Here is a 24,312-nt window from a genome sequence, read left to right as displayed (position 1 = left end):
TGGACGACCCCGGCCGGTCCCGCTACGCGGCCAGGGCGTACGCCGCCGAGCAGGTGGCGCCTCTCGACGTGCTGCTCTGAGCGGACCGCAGGCTCTCGGCGACGGCAAGGGTCAGATCGACCAGGGTCACGTCCAGCGCGCCGGCGACCGCGGCGATCATTTCGCTCGACGGCTCTTTGACGCCCCGTTCCATCTCGGAGAGATACTGCGGCGAGACTCCGGCGCGGCGTGCCGTCTCGCTCAACTTCTCGCCCCGCTCGTGACGGAGGCCTCTGAGGCACTCACCGAGCGCGTGCCGCCACAGCGGCTCGCGGGCCGGAGACGGCTTGGCGGCGGTCCGATCGGTCGCCGGACGTAGCGGCGGGATGGAAGAGGCCATACCTAACCTTAGGTAGACGGCGCGTTCGAGTCCGGCCGGATCCGCGCAGAGCGGAATGTCCCCGTCTCCTCCGGCCCGTCCGGGAGCGGATCACGCGCCCGCCGAGTGGTCACCGCGGCGGAGGCCGCGCAGGTGGCGGCAGACCGGTTTCCCCGGAGCCGGGAGGGATGGAATGCTCAGCGCGGGTACGCAGTTATGCGAGCCGTACAGACGCAGACACAAGAGGAGCCAGTGGTGGCGACCATCGAGGTAACCGAGAAGAACTTCAACGAGATCGCCGACCAGGGGATCGTTCTGCTGGACTTCTGGGCGGCCTGGTGCGGGCCGTGCCGCACGTTCGGCCCGATCTTCGAGAAGGCCTCCGAGAAGCACGGCGACATCACGTTCGGCAAGATCGACACCGAGGCGGAGCAGGCGCTGGCGCAGGGCTTCGACATCACCTCGATCCCCACGATCATGGCCATCCGCGACGGCATCGTCGTCTTCGCCCAGCCCGGTGCGCTGCCCGCGCCGGCGCTGGAGGACCTGATCACCCAGGTCCGGGCGCTGGACATGGACGAGATCCGGGCCGAGCTCGCCAGCGAGCTGGGCGCCCAGAAGAACTGACGGGCGAAAAGCCGGGCGCCCGGCCGTGCCGACAGGGCCGTGCGGCGGGAGCCCGCGGTCACAGGAGGCGGCCGACGCCCGCGTAGCCGGGCGCCGGAGGCCGCTCTCCGAAGGCGGGCGCGTCGGGGTCGACCCCGTCCGCGATCGAAGTCTCGTCTGCCGGCGGCTCTCCCGATCTTTCATGATCTTGCCTCGGGAGATGGTCACATGCCGCTCCCTCGGATTTTCCGGGCTTTCGCCGGAAAATCCGAGGGAGGCTCGGGGACTTCGGACCGGTGACCCGGGCCGGACCGGTGCGCTGTCTCAGAGCGACCGGTAGAGCTCCGCCACGCGGAAGGCGAGGTCGAGCGACTGGCTCCGGTTGAGGCGCGGGTCGCAGGCCGTCTCGTAGCGCAGGGCCAGGTCGCCCTCGGCGATCTCGTGGCCGCCGCCCACGCACTCGGTGACGTCGTCACCGGTGAACTCGATGTGGATGCCGCCGGGGTGCGTGCCGAGCGCGCGGTGCACCTCGAAGAAGCCGACCACCTCGTCCAGCACGTCGTCCAGGCGGCGGGTCTTGTGGCCGCTGGGAGCCTCGAAGGTGTTGCCGTGCATCGGGTCGCAGATCCAGGCCACCTGGGCGCCGCTCGCGGTGACCTTCTCCACCAGCTCGGGCAGGTGCTCGCGGATCTTCGACGCGCCCATCCGGGTGATGAACGTCAGCCGGCCCGGCTCGTTGTCCGGGTTCAGCTTCTCGATCAGGGTGAGGGCCTCCTCGGCCGTGGTGGTCGGGCCCAGCTTCACGCCGATCGGGTTGCGGATGCTCGCGAAGAACGCCACGTGCGCGCTGTCGAGCTGACGGGTGCGCTCGCCGATCCAGACCATGTGCGCCGACACGTCGTACGGCAGGCCGGTCCGGGAGTCGATCCGGGTGAGCGCCTGGTCGTAGTCGAGGATGAGCGCCTCGTGCGAGGAGTAGAACTCGACCGTGTGGAACTCCTCGGGGTCGGCCCCGCAGGCGTGCATGAACGCCAGCGCCTGGTCGATCTCGCGGGCGAGCTGCTCGTAGCGCTTGCCGGCCGGGGACTCCGCCACGAAGTCCTGGTTCCAGGCGTGCACCTGGCGCAGGTCGGCGTAGCCGCCCTTGGTGAAGGCCCGGACCAGGTTCAGCGTCACCGCCGAGGAGTGGTAGGCGCGCAGCAGCCGCCAGGGGTCGGGGGTGCGGGACTCGGGGGTGAAGTCGAGCCCGTTGACCATGTCGCCGCGGTAGGCGGGCAGCTCCACGCCGCCGCGGACCTCGGTGCCCTTGGACCTCGGCTTGGCGAACTGCCCGGCCATGCGGCCGATCTTCACCACGGGCACCTTCGCCGCGTAGGTGAGGACGATGGCCATCTGCAGCAGGGTCTTCAGCTTGTTGCGCACGTCGTCGGCGGTGGCTCCGGCGAAGGTCTCGGCGCAGTCTCCGCCCTGGAGCACGAAGGCCTCGCCCCGCGCCACCGCCGCCAGATGCGCCTTGAGGCTGTCGCACTCCCCGGCGAACACCAGGGGAGGCAGCCCTTCGAGCTCGGCGACGACCTTCTTCAGCTCGTCGCGGTCGGGCCATTCGGGCTGCTGAGCCGCGGGCAGCCGCCGCCAGGAATCCAGGTTGATGCTCACGCCCACCAGGCTATTGCAAGCGGTCGGGCGGACTGGCCGTAATGTCCACGGACTGAGAAGGTCTTTCCTCCTGGTGAGACGCGGCCGGGGTCCTCACGTGCTCGGGAAGCACGCCCAGACCGATGAAGCGGCGGGCCGCGGCACCGGCCAGCGGGATGTCGGCCAGGGCGGGAACCCGTACCGGCCGGGCGGGTCCCGACAGGAGGGGCCGTATCAACCGGTTCTGGACGAGGCGCTGGGCGAACTGGGTGACCGCCGTCGGCGGCGTGCGCCGCCGCTGCACCCGGGCGAGCAGCGACTCGGGGATCTCGCCCCCGGCCAGCAGCGGCCCGGCCAGCAGGTTCGCGGCGGCGACCGCGTCCTGCACGGCCAGGTTGATGCCGACGCCGAAGATCGGGGACATGGCGTGCGCGGCGTCGCCGATGACGAGCAGGCCGGGCCGGTGCCAGCGGCGCAGCCGGTTGAGCGCCACCGACAGCACGCTGACGTCGTCGAAGCCCTCGATCAGTCCGACGCGGCCGGACAGGTGCGGCAGCATCTGGGCCACCGGCCGGCGCAGCGCGTCGATCCCCCGCTCCCGCAGGGCGTCGAAACCGCCCTTGGGGATCACGTAGGCGAGCTGCCAGTAGGTCCCGCGGTCGATCGACACCACCAGGTGGCCGGTGGAGGCCCGCAGGAAGGTCTCGTCGGGATCGGACGGCTCCCGGGGCAGCCGGAACCACAGGACGTCCATCGGCGCGCCGTACTCTGCGGGGACCAGCCCGGCGGCCCGGCGCACGTCGGAGCGGCGGCCGTCGGCGGCGACGGTGAGGGTCGCCCGGAGCTCGTGCTCGCCCCCCGGGTCGCGATAGCGGACCCCGCGCACCGCGTTCCCCTCCCGGATCACGCCGGTGACCTCGGCGTTCATGACGAGCTCGAACCCGGGGTACCGCGCGGCCGCGGAGGTGACCAGGTCGAGGAAGTCCCACTGCGGGACGAACGCGATGTAGCGGTAGGGGCCCTTCAGACGGGACAGGTCGGCGACCGGGATCTCGGCGTCGTCGGTCCTGATCGTCATGCGGTACGCCTTGCGGTGCGGGAGCCGGTGGAACTCCTCCGCCAGGCCGAGCTCGTCGAGGACCTGCAGGGTCGAGGGATGGATGGTGTCGCCCCGGAAGTCGCGCAGGAAGTCGGCGTGCTTCTCCAGCAGCGTCACCCGGACGCCGGAGCGGGCCAGCAGGAGTGCGAGCACCGCCCCCGCCGGGCCGCCCCCGGCGATCACACATGTCGTTCGGCTCATAATTCATCACCCATTGAAATTATGGCACGGGCCGGGTCCGGGGAGAAGGGGGGTCCCCGGCGGCGCGCCGATCATGCGGCACGGGGCCGGGGACCCGGCCGGATCCGCCCGGCGGGTGACGCGGAGGCGGGCGCGCTGCGGGAGAGTGTCCGGCATGACCGTCTACGAGACCGAGCGGCTGGTCGTCCGCCTGTGGACCGGAGCGCAGGACGACCTCGACCGGATGACCGACATCTACACGCGGCAGGAGGTGACCCGCTGGCTGCCGCCCTTCGACGGCTTCGACGCGGCCAAGGCGGTGGAGAACTGGCGGGCCCTCCACGAGAGGGACCGGAGCTACGGCTCCTGGGCCGTGCAGGTCCGCGCCACCGGGGCGGTGGCCGGGACCGTGCTGTTCCGGCCGATCCCCGGAGGCGGGGGAGAGGTGGAGGTGGGCTGGCACCTGCACCCCGACTCCTGGGGGAACGGCTACGCCACCGAGGCCGCCCGCGGGGCCGTACGGCGCGGGTTCGCCGCCGGGCTGCCGGAGGTGTACGCGCTGACGATGCCGGGCAACGAGGCGTCCATGGCCGTGTGCCGCAGGCTGGGCATGAGCCACCTCGGACGGACCCGGCGCTTCTTCGACCTGGAGGCGGAACTGTTCCGCCTGCCCGCGGACGCCCTGGGCGCCCCGGATGCCTCAGACGCCGGAACCGCGCGGGACGCCTGAGGTGCCGGTGTCGGCCGTACGGGACACCTGAGACGCGAGACCTGAGGCGCCGGCGTCATCCGCGCGGGGCACCGGAGGCGCCGGCGTTCCGGAGGTCCCCGCCGGCTGAGACGTCCAGCCCGGCGTCCGGCACCCGGGACCCGGCGGGCGGCACCGGCTCCCCGCCGGGCGTCGGGGCCGCCAGCACCCCCCAGGCCGCCCCCGCGAGCACCACGGCGCCGCCGGCGAGCTGCGGCCACGACAGCGTCCCGCCCAGCAGCAGCCAGGTGGCGACCACCGCGACCAGGGGCTCGAACATGCTGAGCAGCGAGGCGCGCACCGGGCCGAGCGCCGCCGACCCCACGAAGAACAGCGACATCGCGAGCACGGTCGACAGCACGGCCACCGCCGTGACCCAGCCCCACCCCGCGGTCGCGAAGCCGAGGTCCAGCCCGCCGGCCGCCGACCCGAGCAGCAGGAAGGAGCCCGCGGCGAACATCGACAGGTAGCCGGTGGTGACGGCGGGGGACAGCGCGGCGGAGACCCGGCTGCCGACGACGATGTAGAGGGCGTAGGACACGGCGGAGCCGACGGCCGCGAGCACCCCGAGCAGGTCCAGGTCCGCGCCCGGCGGGCCCACGACCAGCGCCAGCCCGGCGAGGGAGACCAGGATGGGCCCGAGGACGGCCAGGCCGGGACGGGCCCGCTCGACCACCGCCGAGACGACGGACACCAGCGCCGGATACAGGTACAGGAGCAGTACGGCCAGGGCCGGGGCGATGCGCTCGACCGCCGTGAAGTACAGCAGCGACTGGACGGCGTACATCACCCCGCCCAGCAGCGCGAGGACGGCCCACTGCCGCGCGGTCGGCCGCTCCAGCCGGCCGCGCGCGCCCAGCCAGGCCAGGAAGACCGCCGCCGCGATCGTGAAGCGCAGCGCCAGGAGCGTCGGCACCGACATGCCCGTGCCGTACGCGTAGGACGCCAGGACGGGCATCAGCCCGAACGCCGCTGCGGATGCCAGCGTCGCCGCGACGCCCCGCCGTGTCATCACCGTCACCTCCGACGGATCATTGTGGCGCATCGCCTCCACGGCTCCCTGCCGGTGACCTGCAGGTCTGCAGAAGTGTCAGATCGCGCCGATAGTCGGTTACACCTCGTTACGAGGGGGTAACGCTAAGAACGAACCGTCATCGGGGGGATGAGAAATGATCAGCATGCTTCACAGGATGGGTGTGAAGTCCGGCATGATGTACACCGCCGGGATAGCGTCGATCGGCCTGTCGTTCGCGACGTGGTGGGCCTCGAAGAACAAGGAGAACGCGGGCCTCGACCGGGCGGACCGCTGGGGCATCTTCGTGGGCGAGTGGGCGCCGACCTTCTTCGCCATGGGCGTCGCGCTCCGCATCGAGGAGACGCACCGCGACCTCTCGCAGGGCGGGGAGCGCGAGATGCTCGACGGCACCTACGCCGAGGGCAGGATGCCCTCGCACGCCAGGGTCTGAACCCCGGCGGCGGATACCGGCGGGCGGGCCGTCCCTTCCTCGGAAGGGGCGGCCCGCCCTTGCCTGTCCGCCCTTGCCTGTCCGCCCTTGTCCGTCCGTGCCCGCCTGTCCGCCCTTGTCCTCCGTGCTCGCCGGTCCGTTCCGGCCGGTCCGTGCCCGGGCCGCCCGGATCTCGGCGGGCCGGGCGGTTCAGCGGGCCGAGACGACGTCCAGGGCGCGGGCGAGATCCGCGACGGCGCCGTCGCGGATCGGGGCGTACTCCTGCTCGGGATACTGCCGGGGCCCGTTCTCGACGAGCAGGATCAGATCCAGGTAGAGGCGGTAGAGCGCCATCCGGACGCGGGCGCCGTCGTCGAAGGGCACGACCCCGCCCGCCTCGCGGTAGCCGGCCACGATCGGAGCGTCCTCGGCCAGCTCGCCGAAGATCGTCGGAGTGACGAAGTCGGCCAGCGGGTCACCCCAGAACGCGCGCTCGTGGTCGATGATCGCCTGGACGCGGGGGCCTCCGCCCTCCGGGGAGACGAAGACGTTGCCCGGCCAGACGTCGAAGTGCACCAGACGGGGCGCGGTCACCTCCTCCAGGGCCTCGGCACCGGCCTCGACCGCCGCGGCGACGGCCGCGGCCGGGACGGGCAGCGGCACGGCGTAGCGGCCGGCGTCCGACAGCACCGCGCCGACCATCGCCAGGAAGGCCTCGCGCCACGTGCGGCCGGTCAGCCCGGCGTGCGGATAGCCGTACGTCTCGCCGGTCACCGTGTGCAGCCGGGCCAGGTGGGCGCCCACCTGGTGCCAGAGCGGCCCGTCGGGCACCTCCCCGGCGCGGTTCCAGGCCGTGCCGTCCAGCACGGACAGGATGAGGTGGTCGCCGCCGAGCACCGGGTCGTCGAACCCGGCGTGCAGCAGCTCGGGACCCGGCAGCGAGCCCGTGCGGTAGACCATCGCCTCGGCGCGCAGCAGGTTGCGCTCGTAGCGCAGTTGCTCCAGCTCGGGCGGGGGCGAGAGCTTGAGCACCACCTCGCGGCCGTCGTCCAGGGTCAGCCGCCACACCGCGTTGGCGAACCCGTCGCTCAGTTCGGCGGAGGAGACGACCCCGGCGCCCAGGGACCGCCGCAGCAGCGCGTCCAGCTCGGCCGGGTCGAGCCGGCGCTTGGTCCTGCTCTCCACCGCCCTACCCTCCCAGCGGGGAGATCGTCCAGGAGGCCTCGGCCTTCTCCCCGGGCTGGAGCACGATCAGGTCGGTGCCGGAGTTGAAGGCGTCGGGCGGGCAGGTCATCGGCTCGACGGCCAGCCCGGCGTGGTCGAGGGCGCTGCCGGTGCACACCTGCACCCACGGCATCTCCGCGGCCTGCCAGCGCATCTCGACTCCGCCGTCCGGCCCGCTCACCCGGACCCGGACGAGGCCGTCGGCGCCGGGCCGGAGCCCGGTGAAGGCGTGGTCGACGGCGGTGCCGCCGACCGGGCGGGGCGCGGTGAAGTCGTACGGGGTGCCGGAGACGTCCTCCAGCGACCGGGGGAGCAGCAGGTCGTCCACGAGCAGCACCCGCCCGGCGGGTAGGTGCAGCTCGTACTCCTCGACGTTCCCGCCGGCCAGCAGCCACGGGTGCGGGCCGCAGCCGTACGGCGCGGCGGTCGCGCCGGTGTTCTCCGCCGTCAGCGTCGTCGTCAGCCCGTCGGGGGTGAGGGAGTGGAGCACCTGCAGGGACAGGGTGAACGGGTAGCCGGGGACGGGGCCGACCGTGTGCGCCAGCCGTACGGAGTCGCGGGGGTCGCCGGGGTCGCCGGGGTCGCCGGGGTCGCCGGGGTCGCCGGGGTCACTGCCGTCCTCCACCGCCTCCCAGGCGGCGTCGGCGACCAGCCCGTGCAGGGCGTGGCCGCGGTCCTCCTCGTTGACCGGGAGCCGGTGGGTCTGGCCGCCGAAGGAGTAGGAGGCGCCGCCGACCCGGTTGGGCCACGGCGCGAGCAGGGAGCCGCTGTAGTAGGGCATCGGCCCGCCGGCGGGCCAGCTCGTCACCAGGTCGCGCCCGCCGTGGCGGAGCAGCCGCAGGGCCGCGCCCCGCTCGGTGATCTCGGCGTGCAGCGTGCCGCTGCGGAGGGTGAACTGCCGGGACAAGGGGGGTCCTTTCGCGTGACCGGGTGGGGGGAGCCGGGAGCGCCCGGCCTGCTCCTCAGGCGGAGGCCCGCTCGACCAGATGGGTGTCGAGTATCACCACGGGCTGCTCCAGGTGCTCGCCGTTGATGCGGGCGACGAGCAGGTGGGCCATCTGGCGGCCCATGGCCTCGGTGGGCTGGTGCACCGTGGTGAGGCTGGGGGAGGAGTGGGCGCCGGCGGGGGAGTCGTCGAAGCCGATCACCGCGACGTCATCGGGGATCTCCCGGCCCTCCTCACGCAGCACCCGCATCGCGCCCAGCGCCATCGGGTCGGAGGCGGTGAAGACCGCGTCGATGTCCGGATTCTCCGCCAGCAGCCCGCGCATGGCGAGGATGCCGCTCTCCTCGCTGAAGTCGCCGTAGGCCACGATCTCCGGCACGCCGGTGGCGAGCAGGGCGTCCCGGTAGCCGGCGAGCCGGTCGACGCCCACGCCCATGTCCTGCGGACCGGCGATGGTGGCGATCCGGCGGCGGCCCTTGGCCAGGAGGTACTTCACCGCCTGCCGGGCGCCGGCCCGGTTGTCGACGTCCACGTAGCTGTAGGGGTTCAGGCCGATGGGGCGGCCGCCGATGACGGTCGGCACGCCCATCGCCTCCAGCCGGCCCGGCAGCGGGTCGGCGCCGTGCAGTGAGATCAGCAGCACGCCGTCGACGTGCTGGCCGGTCAGGTAGAGCTCCAGCCGCTCGTGGTCCTGCTGCGACTGGGCCATCGCCAGGATCAGCTGCAGCCCGGTCTCCGACAGCGCCGAGCCGATGCCGCGGATCGTCCCGGCGAAGTAGGGCTCGTCGAAGACCCGCAGCTCCGACTCCGAGACCACCAGCGCGACGGTGTCGGTCCGCCGGGTGACGAGCGCCCGCGCGGCCCGGTTGGGAACGTAGCCCAGCTCCTGGATCGCCTGGTGCACCGCGTCGCGGGCCTTCTCGCTCACCTTCGGCGAGCCGTTGATGACCCGCGACACCGTGCCGCGGCCGACGCCGGCTAGAGCCGCGACCGCCTCGAGAGTCGGACGACGATCGCCGTTCATGTGCTTCGCCCCCATGGGTAATGTGCTGCCCTTATTCTGCCGGACCGCTCAGGCCTCCGCGCCTGATGGTTTCGGCATACCAAAGAGCGCTCTCCTTGGGAACTCTCACCTGGGTCTCATAGTCGACGTGTACGAGACCGAAGCGCTTGCCGTACCCCCACGCCCACTCGAAGTTGTCCATCAGCGACCAGGCGAAGTATCCCTCGAGCGGGACCCCCGCCTCGATCGCGGCGTGGCAGGTGCGCAGGTGGGCGGCGATGTAGTCGCGCCGCTCGTAGTCCCGCACGGTCCCGTCTCCGGTCATGACGTCGTCGAAGGCGGCGCCGTTCTCGGAGATGACCAGCGGGACCGCCGGGTACTCCCGGGCCAGCCGGACCAGGAGCTCGTAGAGGCCGGAGTCGTCGATCTCCCAGCCCATGGCCGTGACCGGGCGGCCGCCCTGGACGAACGAGACGTGCTCGCTGCCGACCCACGGGGAGCCGCTGTCGGTGGGAGCGGCCGCCGCCGACGCCGCGCCGCCGGGCTTGCCCGAGACGGTGAAGCGGCTGTAGTAGTTGATCAGCAGCATGTCCAGCGGGGCCGAGATCACGTCCAGGTCGCCGTCCTGGGCGAAGTCCGCCATCGCGCCGAAGTCCTCCAGCACGTCGGCGGGGTAGGCGCCCTTGAGCAGGGCGTCCAGGAAGAACCTGTTCTGCAGGCCGTCGATGCGGCGCGCGGCGTCCAGGTCGGCCTCGGCCTCGGACTCCGGAGAGATCGCGTAGAGGTTGACGCAGCCGCCGATCCGGGTGTCGGAGCGCTGGGCCCGCATGGCCTCCACGGCCAGGCCGTGCGCGAGCAGCAGGTGGTGCGCGGCGCGCAGGGCCTGGGCCGGCTCGCGCCGCCCGGGGGCGTGCTCGCCGGAGGCGTAGCCGAGGAACGCGGCGCACCACGGCTCGTTGACCGTGCTCCAGTTGCGGACCCGGTCGCCCAGGGCGTCGTGCACGAGGGCCGCGTAGTCGGCGAAGCGCCGTGCCGTGTCGCGCGAGGGCCAGCCGCCCGCGTTCTCCAGCGCCTGCGGCAGGTCCCAGTGGTAGAGCGTCACCCAGGGGTCGATGCCCCGGGAGAGCAGCTCGTCGACGAGCCTGCTGTAGAAGTCGATGCCCTTGGCGTTGGCCGGGCCGGTGCCGTCCGGCTGGATCCGGGGCCAGGAGATGGAGAACCGGTAGGCGCCGAGGCCGAGGCCGGCCATCGTCTCCACGTCCTCGCGGTAGCGGTGGTAGTGGTCGATGGCCACATCCGCGTTCTCGCCGTTGACCACCCGGCCGGGCTGCCGGACGAAGGTGTCCCAGATGGAGACACCGCGGCCGTCCTCGGAGACGGCCCCCTCGATCTGGTAGGCGGAGGTGGCCGCGCCCCAGACGAAGCCGGTCGGGAACACCAGATCCGGGACCTGAACCTGCGTCTCTTGCGTTGTCACGCCTTGACCGCACCTTCCATGAGGCCGCCGACGATCTGCCGGCCGAACATGACGAAAACGATGACGAGCGGGAGGACCGAGGCCGCCGTGCCGGTGAAGAGCATGACGTAGTCGGTGCCGTGCGCCTGGTTGAGCGCCGCGATCGAGGTCTGGACCACCGGGTTGTCCGGGTTCAGCACGATCGACGGCCACAGGAACTCGTTCCAGTTCTGCATGAAGGTGAGCAGCGCCAGAACCGCCATGCCGGGCCGTACCGCGGGCAGGATCACGTTGGCGTAGATGCGCATGGTGGAGGCGCCGTCGACGCGGGCCGCCTCGACGAGCTCGTCCGGCACGGCCTGGGTGGTGTACTGGGTCATCATGAAGACCCCGAACCCGTTGACCAGGAAGGGCAGGATCACCGCCTGGATCTGGCCGGTCCAGCCGAGGTTCACCATCATCTCGTAGAGCGGGACGATGCCCATCTGCTGGAGCGGGACCATCATGGTCAGCAGGATCGAGCCCAGCAGGATCTTGCTGCCCCGGAACCTCAGCTTGGCGAAGGCGAAGCCGGCCAGGGTGGAGATGATCACCACCGAGAGGGTCACGGTGGTCGAGATGATGATCGAGTTGATCAGGCCGGTGGCGAAGTACGCGTCCTCGGTGGCCAGCAGCCGCTCGACGTTCTCGCCGAGGTGGCCGCCGGGGAGCAGCGGAGGCGGGGTGTCGAGCGCCTCGTCGTTGGTCCGCGTGGCCATGATGAACATGTAGTAGATCGGGAAGGCCGACAGCACGAGGGCGAAGGCGAGGGTCACCTTCGTCAGGGGGCCCGCGTCCCAGATGCGGTTCGCCGCGGATGCGGGACCCGACGAGCGCCGCCGGGCTTGGATCGCCGTCACTTTTTACCCCCGATGCGGCGGGTGAAGGAGTAGTTGATCAGAATGCCGATGAGGATCAGCGCGAACAGCAGCCAGGCGGCCGCCGAGGCGTAGCCCATGTCGAAGTCGCGGAAGGCCTCCTTGACGATGAACATGGCCACCGTCTGGTACTGGCCCGTGGCGCCGCCGGCCATCGTCGGGTTGCCCTCGAACATGACCGGTTCGGCGAACAGGGTCAGGCCGCCGATGGTGGAGACGAACACCACGAAGATGAGCGTCGGGCGGAGCATCGGCACGGTGATCTGCCAGAACTGCCGCCGGGGCGAGGCCCCGTCGAGGGAGGCGGCCTCGTAGAGGTCCTTGGGGATCGTCTGCATGGCGGCCAGCAGGATGATCGCGTTGTAGCCGGTCCAGCGCCAGTCGATCATCGTGGCGATCGCGATCCACGCGCTCCAGCTCTGGTTCTGCCATTCGATGGCCTCGACGCCGAACAGGCTGAGGAACCAGTTGATCATGCCGTAGTCGCGCCCGTAGAGCTGGGTGAAGACCACGGCGACCGCGACGACGGAGGTCACCAGCGGAAGCAGGATGCCGAGGCGGAAGAAGAGCCGGCCCCGGATGCGCTTGTTGAGCGCGTTGGCGAGCATCAGCGCCAGGACGAGCTGCGGGATCGTCGCGATGACGAAGATCCCGACCGTGTTGAGCACCGCGTTCCAGAACGCGCCGTCGGCGATCAGCTCGGTGTAGTTGTCGATTCCGATGAAGGTCTTGTCCCCGGCCAGCTCCCAGTCGTGCAGGGACACCCAGGCGGTGTAGCCGAGCGGGAAGAGGCCGAAGACGGCGAAGAGCAGGAAGTACGGGGAGACGAGGAAGTAGGGGGTCGCCCGGAGGTCGAACCGGGCGAGGCCCTTGCCGCCGCGTCCCTGGTTCCGGGGCCCGGAAGACCGGCGGGGGCCTTCCCGCCGCGCCGGAGCGGGGGTGTCGACGTTGAGGGTCATCGGTCAGCCTTTCAGCTCAAGGGCAGGCGACGGGCCCGGCGGCGGGGTCGCCGCCGCCGGGCCCGTGCCGAACGGGAGGAGGATCAGCCCGCTGCCTTGGTGCCGGCCTCGACGAACTTGGTCCAGGCCTCGGCGTAGGGGATCGAGCCCTTGTCCATGCCCTCGAGGACCTTCTCCGCCGCGGTCTTCACCTGGGCGTGCTTCTCACCCAGGAAGAGGGGGAGCAGGTCCTTGACCGAGGCGCCGAAGATCTGGCCGGTCGGCGCGTCGTTGAAGAACTCGTTCTTCAGGTCGGCGACCGCCGGGTCCTGCTGGGCGGGGATGGAGCTCGGGAAGGCCGCGGCCTCCTTGAAGGCCGCGACGTGGCCCTCCTTGCCGGTGAGGTAGTTCAGGACCTCAGCGGCCTCCTTCTGGTGCTTGCTCTGCGCGGGGATCGCGAGGTAGGAACCGCCCCAGTTGCCGGCGCCGCCGGGGACCGAGGCCACGTCCCACTTGCCCTTGTTCTCGTCACCGGCCGCGCCGGAGACCACGCCCAGCATCCAGGCCGGGCAGCCCATGGTGGCGAAGCCGCCCTTCTTGATGGCGGCGTTCCACTCGGGGGTGAAGGAGGCGAGCTTGGCGGTCAGGCCGGCCTCACTGAAGGACTTCACCGTGTCGAACGCGGTCTTGACGGCCGGGTTCTTGTCGATGACGAGCTGGTTGTTGGTGTCGAAGTAGGCGATGTTGCCGTTCTTCGGCCCCTCCTGCGAGAGCACCACGTTGAAGAGGGTGTTCGGGCCGTCGAGGAACTTGGGGTCGCCCTTGCCGGGGTTGGCGGCCTGGAACTTCTTGCCGGCCTCCATGAAGGCGGCCCAGTCCGGCCAGAGCTTGCCGACTTCCTCGCGGTCGCTCGGCAGGCCGGCCTTCTCGAACAGGTCCTTGCGGTAGCACATGGTCATGCCGCCGATGTCGGTGCCCAGCGCGAAGAGCTTGCCGTCCTTGTTGACGCCGTTCTCCCACTTGGCCGCGGGGAAGTCGGCCTTGCGGTTCTCCAGGCCGAACTGGCCGAGGTCGGCGAAGAACTGCGGGCGGGCCTTCATCAGGCCCATCGCGCCCTCGTCGATGCCGACGATGTCGGCGGCGCCGCTGCCGGCCTGCAGCTTCTGCAGCAGCTGCGGGAGGAAGACGTCCTCGAACCGGTCGGTCAGGTTCTGGTACTTGACCTGGATGTTCGGGTGCTCGGCGTTCCACTTCTTGACGGCCTCGTCGTAGCCGAAGTTCTCGCCGCCGCCGAAGGTGTGGACGGTGATGGTGACCGGCGCGGCCGCGGCCGAGGACGCGCCGTCGCCGCCGGCGGCGGGCGTGGGCTCGCTCGAACCGCAGGACGTGATCGCAAGGGCGGTGGCCGCCATGACCGCTACTGCGGCGAGCTTGCCCTGCCGCTTGGTGTTCAACATTCCGGACCCCTCTCAGGTGGTCGCCCGAATCGGTGGGAGGTGCAGCCGCGGCCGGTCCCCGACAAACCCGGACCGAGGCTGGCTGCTCTGCAACATGCTTTGGGAGCGCTCCCACGAAGAGTGGACGATAGGCAACCGGAACGTCAATATGCCGAAACTCAACCGTTACATCTTGGACTTAAACCTAGGACATATAGCGGTTTATCGGGAGATAAGCCTCAGATAGGCTGTTGGGAGCGCTCCCATCACGTGAGCATGCATCCCGGTTCTTCCGGGGCCGGGAGGAGGGATCCCCCCGTCCGCGGACGGGGGGATCCCGCTCCCGGAGGGCGGAGCCGGCCGCCGGGCGGGGAACCGGTCCCGGAAGCCGGAAGAGGGGTACGGCCCGCCGGGCCGTACCCCTCCGGTGCGCCGTCCGGCGCGGATCAGGACCGGTAGACCGGATAGCCGTAGCCGACGACCTCGGCCTTGGGGCGGACGCGCCGCTCGACCTTGCCGTTGCCGGTGTTGCCCTCGATCGTGGTGATCGTGCCGTCGCCGTTGTCCTCCTCGACCAGGCCGACGTGGTCGATGCCGTACAGGCTGTCGCCCCGCTTCCAGTCGAAGAAGACGACCGCGCCGGGCTTGGCGGTGGTGCCCCAGTGGCCGTTGGCCCGGAACCACTGGGCGTAGGTCACGGTGTAGGCGTCCCAGCCGAAGACCGGCCGGATGCCGGCCTGCTCGCCGACCCAGGAGACGAACATCGCGCACCAGGGCGCGTTGGCGTAGCCGCGGATCGCGCCGCCGTCGCGCTCGACGGTCTCCGCGGCGCGGTGGGAGTCCATGTACCACCGGTGGAACCTGGTGCCGCCGCCCCGGTCGTTCTCCTTCACGCCGATCTGGCTCTCGGCGATGGAGAGCACCTCCTCGGCCGAGACCCGGGGCAGCCCGTCGGCGATGAGCTGCAGGGGGGTCCTGGCCGAGGCGGCGGCGGAGGCGGGCAGGCCCCCGGAGATCCCGGCGGACCCGGTGAGGACGTCGGCCGAAGCCTGGCGGGGGGCCTCGGCGTGGGCCGGAGGGCTCGCCACGGCGCCGCCCGCGAGGGTGACCGACGCGCCCAGCAGGACGTGGGTCAGGCGGCGCCGCCTCGCGGAGGCGGGCGAGGCGGGAGACGCGGTGGGGGTGGGAGACGCGGTGGAGGCGGGAGACGCGGTGGGGGCGCCGCCGGTCTTCGCGGGGGAGGTGCGGCGGTGCTTCACGGGGGAGGTACGGCGGTGCTTGCCCATGCGGGGGTTCGACTCCTTGCTCGGCTTCCGTGCCGCCTACCGGGTTAGCTGACGGGTTCGGGCCAGGAAGTGCCCTACAGCGCGCGGGCGCTGATTCACCCCGAGGGAGGTGGGTCCCCGGTTCCGCGGGGTCGCGGATTCGGCGTCCATGACCTCATCGGGAGGAGGCCGGGCGGGCTGAGTCACGCCGCGGCAAAGTCCGGTCAAGACGGGGTGAGGGTGCGGGCCGGGGGTCAGCGTGGAGTATCGAACAGGCAAAGGATCAATAAATATGAAAAATCGGGCTGGGCTCGCCCGGTGGCGAGCCCGGCCCGAGAACGGTGGTCCCCCGAACGGCCGCCGGGCGGCCCTCAGCTCACCTGGTTGAACGTGGCGGGGTCCGGACCGAGGCGCCGGCCCGCGTCCAGCGAGGCGATCGCCTCCATGTCCTCGTCGTCCAGCTCGAACCCGAACACGTCGAGGTTCTCGGCGATCCGCGACGGCGTGACCGACTTGGGGATCACCACGTTGCCCAGCCGCAGGTGCCAGCGGAGCACCACCTGGGCGGGGGTGACCCCGTGCCGGGCCGCGACCCCGGCCAGGACCGGCTCGTCCAGCAGCCCCCGGCCCTGGCCGAGCGGGCTCCACGCCTCCGTGACGATGCCGTGCGCGGCGTGGTGGCCGCGCAGCTCGGCCTGGGGGAGCTGCGGGTGCAGCTCGATCTGGTTGACGGCCGGCACGACGCTCCCCTCCTGGAGCACGCGCTCCAGGTGCTCCACCGTGAAGTTGCTGACCCCCACGGCCCGCACCCGGCCGTCGGCGTACAGCTTCTCCAGTGCCCGCCACGCCTCCGGGTACAGGTCCTGCGCCGGGACCGGCCAGTGGATCAGGTAGAGGTCGAGGTAGTCCAGGCCGAGCCGTTCCATGGTCGCGTCGAACGCGCGCAGCGCCGCGTCGTAGCCGTGGGCGTCGTTCCAGAGCTTGGACGTGACGAACACCTCCTCGCGCGGCACGCCGGAGGCGCGCAGGGCCCGGCCCACGCCCTCCTCGTTGCGGTACAGCGCGGCGGTGTCGATGCTCCGGTAGCCGGCCTCGAGCGCGGTGGCCACGGCGGTGGCGGCCTCGTCGTCGGGCACCTGCCAGACGCCGAAACCGAGCCGGGGCATGCGGACGCCGTTGTTGAGAGTCACGAGTTCCATGCCTTCATGATCTCCCATCCACACCGGGACGAACCGGCTGGAACAGTGCTTTACCTCTCACAGGGCGTGGTCGGCTGTTCACCCGGGATTCCCGGTCCCGTAAGACCGCCGCGTTACGTTGGGGCGGTCGTGAACGGGTCATCGCCCGGCGTGGAGCAGGACGGTCGAGACCACGCGCGGGATCAGTGTTCGGCCGTAGCCTGGGTGGAGTCCCCGCTGCAGATGCTCTGCGCGGTGGAGGCCCACCACGCGGGACTGCTGGGCACCCGGACCCGGGTCGTGTCCCGGGCGGGGCTGCGCCCGCTCGCCGTCACCCGCCGGGAGCTGCACCGGCTCGGCCTGCCGGGCGGGCTGGAGCTGGCCGGACCGGAGCCGGACATGCCGCGCCCGGCCCGCGCCGCCGCCTGGGTGATGGGCGACGCCTTCTCCGGCCGGATCCAGCTGGCCTGGCTCACCGCCTTCCCGCGCCGCGTCGTGATCGTCGACGACGGGCTGGCCACCGTCCGGCTCCTGGAACTGCTCACTCGGCGGCCGGGCACGCCGCTGCTGCGGGCCCGCGCCACCGGCGGAGCGCTGCGCTCCGCGCTCCGCGCGGCACTGGGGACGGCCGCCGCCCTGAGGCTCCGCGCCGCCGCCCGGTCCGGCCGGTTGACGGTCTTCACCGCGCTGCCCGTCCCGGACGAGCTGGCCGCGGCCGTACGGAGCACCGGGGCGGAACTGGTGACCCACGACTTCGCCTGGCTGCGCGGCCAGCCGCTGCACGGCCCCGGCCCGCGGGAGCGCACCGTCGTGCTGGGCACCTCGCTGGTCCGCAACGGCCTGATCCACCGCGAGCGCTACTTCACCTGGCTGTCCGGGCTCGGCTCGGCCGGGCCCGTCGCCTACTTCCCGCACCGGCGGGAGGACCCCGACGACCTCGCCCGGGTCGGGCGGCAGCCCGGGATCACCGTCTACGACGGCGGGGGTCCCGCCGAGATGACCCTGCGCGGGCTGGCCGCCGAGCAGCGGGTGCTGAGCCTGCCCTCCACCGCGGTCACCTCCCTGCGGGTCCTGCTCTCGGCGCGGGGCGTGACCGTGGAGACGGTGGAGGTCCCCGACGAGTGGTGGACCTCCCGGGCGGCGCCGTCGCTCCGCTCCCATCTTTCGATGTTCGCCCATCACGACACTGGAGCGGTTCGTTGAAGGTCCTGGCCGTGGCCGACTCGGATTCCTACCTGAAGTGGGCCGCCTGCCTGCTCGCGGGCCTGCCCGCAGGCTGCACGACGGAGCTGGCGGTGATCCGCACGCCCATCACGCCGTCCCCCGCCCAGATCCGCGCGGCGGTCTCCGGCGCGGCGCCGGGCCCCGCGTCCGGCGCGGCGTCCGACTCGGCGTCCGACTCGGCGCCCGGTGCGGCGCCCGGTGCGGCGCCCGGTGCGGCGCCCGGCGCGGCGGCCGGCCCGCCGGTGCTGTCGGCCCGGGGGCTGCGCCGTACGGCGGAGCGGTTCCGGCCGGACGCGGTGCTGGTCGCCTGCACCGGGCCCGTGGTGGACGTCCTGACCGCCGAGGTGCTGGCGGGGCTGTCCCCGCGGCCGGTGTTCGTGACCGGCCTGCCGGGGATCTCCGTCCCGGCCACCGAGAAGGCCTGGCTGTTCCGGAGCGGGTGCGACCTGTTCGTGCTGCACAGCGGGCGGGAGGTCGAGGAGTTCTCGGAGGTCGGCCGGAGGCTGGGCGGGGGCGGGCGGGTGGGGCTGGCCCGGCTGCCCTTCCTGCGCGCGGGCGGGTCCGGCGGGCCCGGCGGCCTGGGCGGTTCCGGTGGTCCCGCCGTTTCCGGCGTCCTCGGCGGTTCCGGCGGTTCCGGCGGTCCCGGCGGCCTGGGCGGCCCCGGTGGTCCGGCCGCTTCCGGTGTCCTCGGCGGTTCCGGCGGTCCCGGGGCGCGGGAGGACGCGGCCGCCCCGGTACGGCCGCGTGACCGGGTGGTGTTCGCCACCCAGGCCAAGGTGCCCAGGCGGCGCGAGGACCGCGAGCGCATCCTGCTCGCGCTGGCGGACCTGGCCGAGCGGCGCCCGGACCTGGACGTGGTCGTCAAGCTCCGGGCCCTGGCCGACGAGCGCCAGACGCACAACGAGCGCCACCACTACCAGAGCCTGTGGCAGGAGCTCGGCGGGCGCTCCGGCGCCCTCCGCTTCGAGGCCGGCCCGATGCACGAGCACCTGGCCAGGGCGGCGGGGTTCGTCACGGTCAGCTCGACCGCCGCGCTGGAGGCCATCGCCTGCTCGGTGCCGCTGCTGGTGCTGTCCGATTTCGGGGTCAGCGCCGAGATGATCAACCTCGTCTTCGAGGGGAGCGGGGTCCTCGGCACCCTGGAGGACCTGTCCGAGGGGCGTTTCCGCACCCCGGACGAGGCGTGGTGCAAGGCCAACTACTTCCACGGCGACGGGGAGAGCGACTGGACCGGCCACCTGGTCTCCCTGGTCGGCCAGGCGCGCTCCGGGCGGCTCGCGCCCGCGGTCTCGCTGCTCGACGGGCCCGGGTACGCCGCCGCCCGCCGCCGCGCCCGGCTGCGCGTGGAGGTGCCGCCCAACGTGCTCCGGGTCGGTTACCGGGCCAAGCGGCGGATGCGCCGCTACCTCAGGGCGCTGGGCTGAGGGGGGCGGCGGCCGGCCGCCGGGGGAGGGTGATTGACTCGGTAGTGGCAGGCCCACACACCGGGTGACCTCGGGGGAAGGAACCATGGAGGTGGCGGACCGTGTGCTCGGCGCTCCCGCCAGCCGGTGACGCGCGGCGGCTGGAGGCGCTGCGCGCCGCGGGTCTGCTCGACGCCCCCGAGGTGCCCTCCCTGACCCGGCTGGCGGGCCTGGCGGCCGCGCTGCTGGACGTGCCCGCCGCGCTGGTGGTCCTGGCGGCCGCCGAGGAGCAGGTGGTCCTCGGCGCGGCGGGGCCCGCCGCACGGCCGGGGACGCGGCGGGCCCCGCTGCGGGGCTCCCTGTGCGGGCGCGTCGTGGCGCGGGGCGCGCCGCTGGTCGTGCCCGACGTCCGGGACGACGCCCGGACGGGAGGGCGGTGGCGCGGTGATCCGGCGCTCCCCGGCCTCGAGGCGGGGTCCTGCGCGGGGTTCCCGCTCCGCGCGCCGGACGGCGAGGTCCTCGGGGCGCTGGGGGTGATCGGCGCCGGACCCAGGCGGTGGCCGGCGGCCCAGCTGGACACGGCCGAGGACATCGCGGCGATGGCCGAGGCGGAGATCGCGTCGCGGCTGGCCGGCGGCGAGGCGCTGCTGGCGGAGCGCCGGTTGCGGGCGGTCCTCGACCGGGCCCACGGCGCGTTCGCCTCCACGGGCACCGGGGACGCGGCGGCGAACACCGCGGCCGAGGAGGAACTCGAACGGGAGCGGACCTTCCTGGCGGCGCTGCTCGACAGCCTGGAGGCCGGGGTGGTCGCCTGCGACGCCGACGGCAGGGTGGCGCTGTTCAACCGGGCGCTGCGTGCCGTGCACCGGACCGCCGAGCAGCCGCTGGACGCCCGGGAGTGGGCCGCGACCTACCACCTGATGGCCCCGGACGGGCGCACGCCGCTCCGCCCGGAGGAGGTGCCGCTGGCGCGGGCGTTCGCCGGCGAGCGGGTCGAGGGCGCGCAGGTGGTGGTCTCCGCACCGGGCCTCCCGCCACGCCGGTTCCTGGTCAACGGCCGGCCGATCGACGCCTCCGACGGGAGCCGGCTGGGTGCGGTGGCGGTCATGCACGACATCACCGGCCGGCACCGGACCGAGGTCCTGCGCGACGTCCAGCGGGCCGTCGCGGAGGCGCTGGCCGACGCGTCCTCCGGCGAGGAGGCCGCCGGCTGCGTGGTCGCCGCGGTCGCACGGGGACTGGGCTGGGCCTGCGGCGAATACTGGCACGTCGGCGACGACGGCGGCGCCATCGTCCGCACCGCCTCGTGGACGGCGCCGGGGCGGGACCTGCCGGAGTTCACCGGCGGCGAGCGGGTCGCGTTCCGCTCCGGCGTCGGCCTGCCCGGCCTGGTGTGGGCCACCGGCAGGGAGGTCTGGGTCCGCGACCTGCCGTCCGACCCTCTCGGATTCGTCCGCCGGGAGGCCGCGGCGCGGGCCGGGCTGCACGCGGCCGTCGGCCTGCCGGTGGGCAGCGGCCGGGAACCGCTGGGCGTGCTGGCCTTCTTCGCCGAGACCGTCGAGGAGCCGGACCGGGAACTGGTCGCCCTGCTCGACGGTGTCCGCGCCCACCTCGGGCGCCACCTCGAACGCCGCCGCGCCGAGGAGCTCGCCCTGGCGCTGGAGGCCGGCCGCCGCCACCTCGACCGGATCATCGGCCAGGTCGACGACTACGTGTGGACCCTCGAGATCCTCCCCGACGGCACGTTCCGCGCGGTGTACGCCAGCCCGGACGCCGGCGGGGTCTTCGGCGGCCGGCCGGCCGGGGGCGCCGACGTGCTGGAGACGGCGCTCCCCCGCGTCCACCCGGAGGACCGGGCGGCCGTGGACGCCTACCTGCGGGCGCTCGCGTCCGGCGAGGCGGCGGAGACCGTGTTCCGGTTCCGCGGCCTGGACGACGTCACCCGCTGGCTCTGGTGCCGCGCCCGGCCCCGCCGCGAGGACGGGCGCCTGCTCGTCGACGGCATCTCCAGCGACGTCACCGAGCACTACCGGCTGGACGAGGAGCGCGAGCGCCTGCTGGAGGAGGAGCGGCGGCGGGTCGAGCGCCTCGAGGACCTGGACCGCATGAAGGACGAGCTGGTGGCCGTGGTCAGTCACGAGCTGCGGTCCCCGATCGGGGCCATCCGGGGCTACACCGAGATGCTGCTGGACGACCCCGGTCTGGCCGGCGAACGGCGGTCGTTCGCCGAGGTGATCGACCGCAGGAGCGAGCACCTGCAGCGGCTGGTCGACGACCTGCTGGACCTGGCGCGTTTCGACGCCGGCCGGGTCGGCGTCGACCTCCGGCCGGTCTCCCTGTCCGGCCTGGTCCGCGACGCCGTCGACGACCAGCGGCCCGCGGCCGCCGTCAAGCGGCTCACCGTCACCGCCGACGCGCCCGGCCGCCTGCCCGTGCGGGCCGACCCGGTACGGCTCCGCCAGGTGCTGGACAACCTGCTGTCCAACGCGGTCAGGTACACCCCGGTCGGCGGCTCCGTCGCCGTCACCGCCCGATGCGAGGGCGCCGAGGCGGTCATCGCCGTCGCCGACACCGGCATCGGGATACCCGCCGAGGAGTACCCCCGCCTGTTCGACCGGTTCTTCCGCGCCTCCACCGCCCGGCGGGCCGGGATCACGGGCACCGGCCTGGGCCTGGCCGTCACCAGGGCCGTCGTCGAGGCGCACGGCGGCACCGTCACCGCCGCCCCCCGCCGGGGCGGTGGCACCGTCTTCACCGTCCGCCTGCCCGTCGGGGGACCGACCCCGGAGAGCTGAGCCGGGCCCGGGGAGGGCTGAGCCCGGGAGAGCCGAATCCGGGAGAGCCGAGCCCGGGAGAGCCGGGCCCGCCCGTCAGGAGAGCGCCCGGGACAACCGGCGGCGCAGCCTGCCCAGCGTCCCGGAGCCGGGACCGGGGCGGACCGGGCCGGCGGGCGGCAGGCCCAGGGCGGCCAGCCGCTGCCGCTTGAAGTAGCGGTCCGGGCCGTGGGCGTCCAGGTAGGCGGCGGCCTCCGCGCGCAGCTCCGGGTAGGACTCGCTCTGCATGCAGTAGCCGACCGCGCGGACCAGCGCCCGGACGTCGACCGGCGGAGGCTGCTCCAGCGTCCCGTCCGGCCGCAGCCGGGGCAGGAGGGCGTCGGTGATCGTGACGGGTACGCGGTTGCTGTTCTCGTACGGCGTGAGCCGCTCCAGGACCAGCTCCCCGCCGACGGTGGCCGCCTCCAGGCCGAAGTGGCGCCGGGCGGTGACCAGGGCGGTGGAGAAGCAGCCCACCACCAGCTCCGGGCGGAGCGCCGCGAAGCACGACTCGGCGGGGACGGTCTCGCCGGCCACGGAGAGCCGGACGCCGAGTCCCGCCGCCGCCTCGCGCAGCCGGCGCGCGTGCCGGCGCCCGGCGGCGGGGTGCGGCTTGAACAGCACCGACTCGCAGCCCCGGGCGGCCAGGGCGCGCAGCATGTCCGCGTGCAGCCCGTCCTCCTCCTCGGGGGTGAGGACGCCGAGCGCCGACAGGTACTGCCCGAGGATCATCGCGGGGCCCGTCCCCGCCTCTCCGGCCGCCGGTCCGGCGGATCCGGCGCCCGCCGCGCCGCCCGCCGCGCCGTCCTCCGGCCCGGGGATCCCGCCGAGGACGCGGAGGAAGGCCTCGCCGGAGACGGTCCGGGCCGGCACGCCGTACTCCGAGAGCAGGAGCGGGGCCAGGCCCGGCACCAGGTCGAGGTGGAGCAGGCGGGTGATCCGGCCGGCGATCTCGGCGGGCAGCGGGTCGCGGGTCGGGCCGTAGCTCATCAGCCCGTCGGAGTAGACGGTGACGGGGCAGTCCCGCAGCAGCCCGGCGAGGGTCCGCGCGGGGGGCACCGCGACGGACTCGACGACGAGCTCGTCCGGGCCGTCGCCCAGGGACAGGTGGGAGCGGAGCAGCCGGCCCGTCATCGGGACCTCGATGACGCGGGCCCGCCAGTCCGACGGGTGCATCGGGGCCACGATCTCGTTCCACGACCGCACCTCGTCGAAGCGCGGGCGCAGCGCGGCGAAGCCGGGGGCCTCGTCCAGGGCCGGGGTGATCTCCGGGACGGCCGCGTTGTTGGAGACCAGCAGGATCCGGCGGCCGTCGCGCGGCCCGAACGCGCCCTCGTCCAGCGCGGCGGCCAGGGTCGCCGCGCCGAACAGGGTGGAGGCGTAGAACAGCTGGGTCCTCGCGGTCATCGGGTCTCCAGGAGGCGGCGCAGGATCTCGTCGCGTTCGGGGTCGAGCCCGACGCCGGGCAGGTCCGCCGGGAGCCGCCGCAGGGCCTCGGCGCCGCGCCGTTCGAAGCGGGCGCGCAGCTCGGGCGAGAAGCGCCCGCCCAGCTCCAGGTGGTGGGCGAGCAGCGCGCGGAACTGGCGGACCGCCTTGGGCGCGAACTCCTCGGGAAGGTCGGCGAAGACCAGGTCGAAGGCGTCGAAGAAGTGCAGCTGGCGCTCGTCGCCGACCTGGGTCAGGGAACCGGAGACCATCCGGCGGTAGAACACCCCGGCCAGGGAGACCACCGCGAACGAGGCGGCCTCGCGGTGCAGCCGCCAGATCCACGGCCGGTCCTCGGCCGTGTGCAGCCGGCCGGGGAAGGTCAGCAGGTCGCCGAGGTCGCGCCGGTAGATCCCGGCCCAGGCGTAGGGGTAGTCGACCATGGTCTTCGACCGGGCCGGCAGGATGTGCTCGCGCGGCTTGAGCACCGTGTTCCGTACGGCCAGCGGCGCCCGGTGGATCACCCGCCTGCGGCCCTCCGCCTGGACGTGGTCCACCCGGACGAAGTCGCAGCCGAGGTGCTCGATCGCGCCGACGAGGTCGGCGAGGTAGCCGGGGGCGAGCCAGTCGTCGCCGTCCATGAAGCTCACGTAGCGGCCGGAGGCCAGCGAGAGCCCGAGGTTGCGGGCCTCGGCCAGGCCCACCGGGGTCTCGTTGCGCAGCACGACGAGACCGGGCAGGTCGTCGCGGAAGTCCTCGACGACCTGCCCGGTGCCGTCCACCGATCCGTCGTCCACGACGACGAACTCGAAGTCCGGGCGCGCGTTCCGCACGAGCGAGGTGAGCGCGTCGGAGACGTAGAGCTCGGCGTCCCGCACCGGGACGACGACCGACAGTTTGATCAAGGTCTTCCCTCACGGTTCCGGGCGCGGTCGCCCCGGACTGTAGTGACCATCGCGGTGCCCGGGCTGAACGCGCCGGGACGCGACGGTGAACGCCCGGGGACGGGTCCG

General features: G+C 73.2%; 21 protein-coding genes and 1 riboswitch. Of the genes, 6 read left to right on the top strand and 15 right to left on the bottom strand.

Translation table 11 applies throughout. The annotated features are described in order from the left end of the window. Nucleotides 1-22: 22 nt before the first annotated feature. A complete protein-coding gene (locus IEZ06_RS13895) occupies nt 23-379 on the bottom strand; it encodes a helix-turn-helix domain-containing protein (protein ID WP_189237107.1) in 357 nt (118 codons plus the stop codon). A 234-nt stretch (nt 380-613) separates the two neighbouring features. Between IEZ06_RS13895 and trxA the strand changes: the two genes are divergently transcribed. Beyond that, nucleotides 614-985: a thioredoxin gene (gene trxA, locus IEZ06_RS13890; RefSeq protein ID WP_189237106.1), complete on the top strand. Its 372-nt coding sequence runs from the start codon at nt 614-616 to the stop codon at nt 983-985. A gap of 303 nt (nt 986-1,288) precedes the next feature. On the opposite strand, the gene IEZ06_RS13885 is transcribed toward trxA, so the two are convergent. Together IEZ06_RS13885 and IEZ06_RS13880 are read right to left on the bottom strand one after the other, a co-directional pair. Then, nucleotides 1,289-2,620 (bottom strand): class II 3-deoxy-7-phosphoheptulonate synthase, encoded by a 1,332-nt coding sequence (locus IEZ06_RS13885; RefSeq protein WP_189237105.1) that lies wholly within the window; start codon nt 2,618-2,620, stop codon nt 1,289-1,291. A 10-nt stretch (nt 2,621-2,630) separates the two neighbouring features. Continuing rightward, entirely contained in the window at nt 2,631-3,899 is a 1,269-nt protein-coding gene (locus tag IEZ06_RS13880) for an FAD-dependent oxidoreductase (RefSeq protein ID WP_189237104.1), read from the bottom strand. Between the two features lie 154 nt (nt 3,900-4,053). On the opposite strand from IEZ06_RS13880, the gene IEZ06_RS13875 reads away from it, so the two are divergent. Continuing rightward, nucleotides 4,054-4,608, top strand: a complete 555-nt coding sequence (locus IEZ06_RS13875) for a GNAT family N-acetyltransferase (protein ID WP_189237103.1) — start codon at nt 4,054-4,056, stop codon at nt 4,606-4,608. A 55-nt stretch (nt 4,609-4,663) separates the two neighbouring features. Here the strand turns inward: IEZ06_RS13875 and IEZ06_RS13870 are convergent, their stop codons facing one another. Beyond that, nucleotides 4,664-5,638 (bottom strand): DMT family transporter, encoded by a 975-nt coding sequence (locus tag IEZ06_RS13870; protein WP_189237102.1) that lies wholly within the window; start codon nt 5,636-5,638, stop codon nt 4,664-4,666. 178 nt (nt 5,639-5,816) lie between these two features. Here IEZ06_RS13870 and IEZ06_RS13865 point away from each other — a divergent pair, with 178 nt between their 5' ends. Then, nucleotides 5,817-6,092: a hypothetical protein gene (locus tag IEZ06_RS13865; RefSeq protein ID WP_229798094.1), complete on the top strand. Its 276-nt coding sequence runs from the start codon at nt 5,817-5,819 to the stop codon at nt 6,090-6,092. Between the two features lie 189 nt (nt 6,093-6,281). Here IEZ06_RS13865 and IEZ06_RS13860 read toward each other — a convergent pair whose 3' ends face one another. From IEZ06_RS13860 to IEZ06_RS13820, 9 genes are all read right to left on the bottom strand, one after another. Continuing rightward, complete coding sequence (locus tag IEZ06_RS13860; RefSeq protein WP_189237101.1) at nt 6,282-7,256, bottom strand: phosphotransferase family protein; 975 nt, start codon at nt 7,254-7,256, stop codon at nt 6,282-6,284. Between the two features lie 4 nt (nt 7,257-7,260). Continuing rightward, nucleotides 7,261-8,202, bottom strand: a complete 942-nt coding sequence (locus IEZ06_RS13855) for an aldose 1-epimerase family protein (protein ID WP_189237100.1) — start codon at nt 8,200-8,202, stop codon at nt 7,261-7,263. Between the two features lie 55 nt (nt 8,203-8,257). Beyond that, entirely contained in the window at nt 8,258-9,265 is a 1,008-nt protein-coding gene (locus IEZ06_RS13850) for a LacI family DNA-binding transcriptional regulator (RefSeq protein WP_189237188.1), read from the bottom strand. Nucleotides 9,266-9,296: 31 nt separating this feature from the next. After that, on the bottom strand, nt 9,297-10,721 hold the full coding sequence (locus IEZ06_RS13845; protein ID WP_189237099.1) for a GH1 family beta-glucosidase: 1,425 nt from the start codon (nt 10,719-10,721) through the stop codon (nt 9,297-9,299). Then, nucleotides 10,718-11,599: a carbohydrate ABC transporter permease gene (locus tag IEZ06_RS13840; RefSeq protein WP_189237098.1), complete on the bottom strand. Its 882-nt coding sequence runs from the start codon at nt 11,597-11,599 to the stop codon at nt 10,718-10,720. The genes IEZ06_RS13845 and IEZ06_RS13840 overlap by 4 nt, the downstream gene beginning before the upstream one ends. After that, entirely contained in the window at nt 11,596-12,576 is a 981-nt protein-coding gene (locus IEZ06_RS13835; protein WP_189237097.1) for a carbohydrate ABC transporter permease, read from the bottom strand. Before IEZ06_RS13835 ends, IEZ06_RS13840 begins: the two co-directional genes overlap by 4 nt. An 83-nt stretch (nt 12,577-12,659) precedes the next feature. Further along, on the bottom strand, nt 12,660-14,012 hold the full coding sequence (locus tag IEZ06_RS13830; RefSeq protein ID WP_189237096.1) for an ABC transporter substrate-binding protein: 1,353 nt from the start codon (nt 14,010-14,012) through the stop codon (nt 12,660-12,662). 425 nt (nt 14,013-14,437) lie between these two features. Beyond that, nucleotides 14,438-15,277, bottom strand: coding sequence for a CHAP domain-containing protein (locus tag IEZ06_RS13825; protein WP_189237095.1), 840 nt, complete (start codon nt 15,275-15,277; stop codon nt 14,438-14,440). Nucleotides 15,278-15,296: 19 nt separating this feature from the next. After that, a riboswitch (cyclic di-AMP (ydaO/yuaA leader) is annotated at nt 15,297-15,432 on the bottom strand. A gap of 195 nt (nt 15,433-15,627) precedes the next feature. Further along, nucleotides 15,628-16,455: an aldo/keto reductase gene (locus tag IEZ06_RS13820; protein WP_189237094.1), complete on the bottom strand. Its 828-nt coding sequence runs from the start codon at nt 16,453-16,455 to the stop codon at nt 15,628-15,630. A 204-nt stretch (nt 16,456-16,659) separates the two neighbouring features. Between IEZ06_RS13820 and IEZ06_RS13815 the strand changes: the two genes are divergently transcribed. The 3 genes from IEZ06_RS13815 to IEZ06_RS13800 all read left to right on the top strand — a co-directional run bounded on the left by IEZ06_RS13815 (nt 16,660) and on the right by IEZ06_RS13800 (nt 21,856). Further along, nucleotides 16,660-17,637, top strand: a complete 978-nt coding sequence (locus IEZ06_RS13815) for a hypothetical protein (protein WP_229798092.1) — start codon at nt 16,660-16,662, stop codon at nt 17,635-17,637. Nucleotides 17,638-17,648: 11 nt separating this feature from the next. Beyond that, nucleotides 17,649-19,082 (top strand): DUF6716 putative glycosyltransferase, encoded by a 1,434-nt coding sequence (locus IEZ06_RS36275; RefSeq protein ID WP_229798090.1) that lies wholly within the window; start codon nt 17,649-17,651, stop codon nt 19,080-19,082. 101 nt (nt 19,083-19,183) lie between these two features. Beyond that, a complete protein-coding gene (locus IEZ06_RS13800; protein WP_189237092.1) occupies nt 19,184-21,856 on the top strand; it encodes an ATP-binding protein in 2,673 nt (890 codons plus the stop codon). A gap of 75 nt (nt 21,857-21,931) precedes the next feature. Here IEZ06_RS13800 and IEZ06_RS13795 read toward each other — a convergent pair whose 3' ends face one another. After that, nucleotides 21,932-23,281 (bottom strand): polysialyltransferase family glycosyltransferase, encoded by a 1,350-nt coding sequence (locus IEZ06_RS13795; protein ID WP_189237091.1) that lies wholly within the window; start codon nt 23,279-23,281, stop codon nt 21,932-21,934. Further along, a complete protein-coding gene (locus IEZ06_RS13790; protein WP_189237090.1) occupies nt 23,278-24,204 on the bottom strand; it encodes a glycosyltransferase family 2 protein in 927 nt (308 codons plus the stop codon). Before IEZ06_RS13790 ends, IEZ06_RS13795 begins: the two co-directional genes overlap by 4 nt. Nucleotides 24,205-24,312: the final 108 nt, after the last annotated feature.

Origin of the sequence: Planomonospora antibiotica (assembly GCF_014647955.1) — a bacterium.
In the GTDB taxonomy this organism is placed as follows: domain Bacteria; phylum Actinomycetota; class Actinomycetes; order Streptosporangiales; family Streptosporangiaceae; genus Planomonospora; species Planomonospora parontospora.
Note: the sequence above shows the minus strand (reverse complement) of the source record. Positions and strands in the feature narration are given on the sequence as shown.

What these genes read in the sequence shown, in the direction of transcription:
- IEZ06_RS13835 (WP_189237097.1), bottom strand. Translation starts at nt 12,576, where the DNA reads ATGACCCTCAACGTCGACACCCCCGCTCCGGCGCGGCGGGAAGGCCCC.
- IEZ06_RS13795 (WP_189237091.1), bottom strand. Translation starts at nt 23,281, where the DNA reads ATGACCGCGAGGACCCAGCTGTTCTACGCCTCCACCCTGTTCGGCGCG.
- IEZ06_RS13850 (WP_189237188.1), bottom strand. Translation starts at nt 9,265, where the DNA reads ATGAACGGCGATCGTCGTCCGACTCTCGAGGCGGTCGCGGCTCTAGCC.
- IEZ06_RS13895 (WP_189237107.1), bottom strand. Translation starts at nt 379, where the DNA reads ATGGCCTCTTCCATCCCGCCGCTACGTCCGGCGACCGATCGGACCGCC.
- IEZ06_RS13820 (WP_189237094.1), bottom strand. Translation starts at nt 16,455, where the DNA reads ATGGAACTCGTGACTCTCAACAACGGCGTCCGCATGCCCCGGCTCGGT.
- IEZ06_RS13825 (WP_189237095.1), bottom strand. Translation starts at nt 15,277, where the DNA reads ATGGGCAAGCACCGCCGTACCTCCCCCGTGAAGCACCGCCGCACCTCC.
- IEZ06_RS13875 (WP_189237103.1), top strand. Translation starts at nt 4,054, where the DNA reads ATGACCGTCTACGAGACCGAGCGGCTGGTCGTCCGCCTGTGGACCGGA.
- IEZ06_RS13870 (WP_189237102.1), bottom strand. Translation starts at nt 5,638, where the DNA reads ATGACACGGCGGGGCGTCGCGGCGACGCTGGCATCCGCAGCGGCGTTC.
- IEZ06_RS13830 (WP_189237096.1), bottom strand. Translation starts at nt 14,012, where the DNA reads ATGTTGAACACCAAGCGGCAGGGCAAGCTCGCCGCAGTAGCGGTCATG.
- IEZ06_RS13880 (WP_189237104.1), bottom strand. Translation starts at nt 3,899, where the DNA reads ATGAGCCGAACGACATGTGTGATCGCCGGGGGCGGCCCGGCGGGGGCG.
- IEZ06_RS13865 (WP_229798094.1), top strand. Translation starts at nt 5,817, where the DNA reads ATGGGTGTGAAGTCCGGCATGATGTACACCGCCGGGATAGCGTCGATC.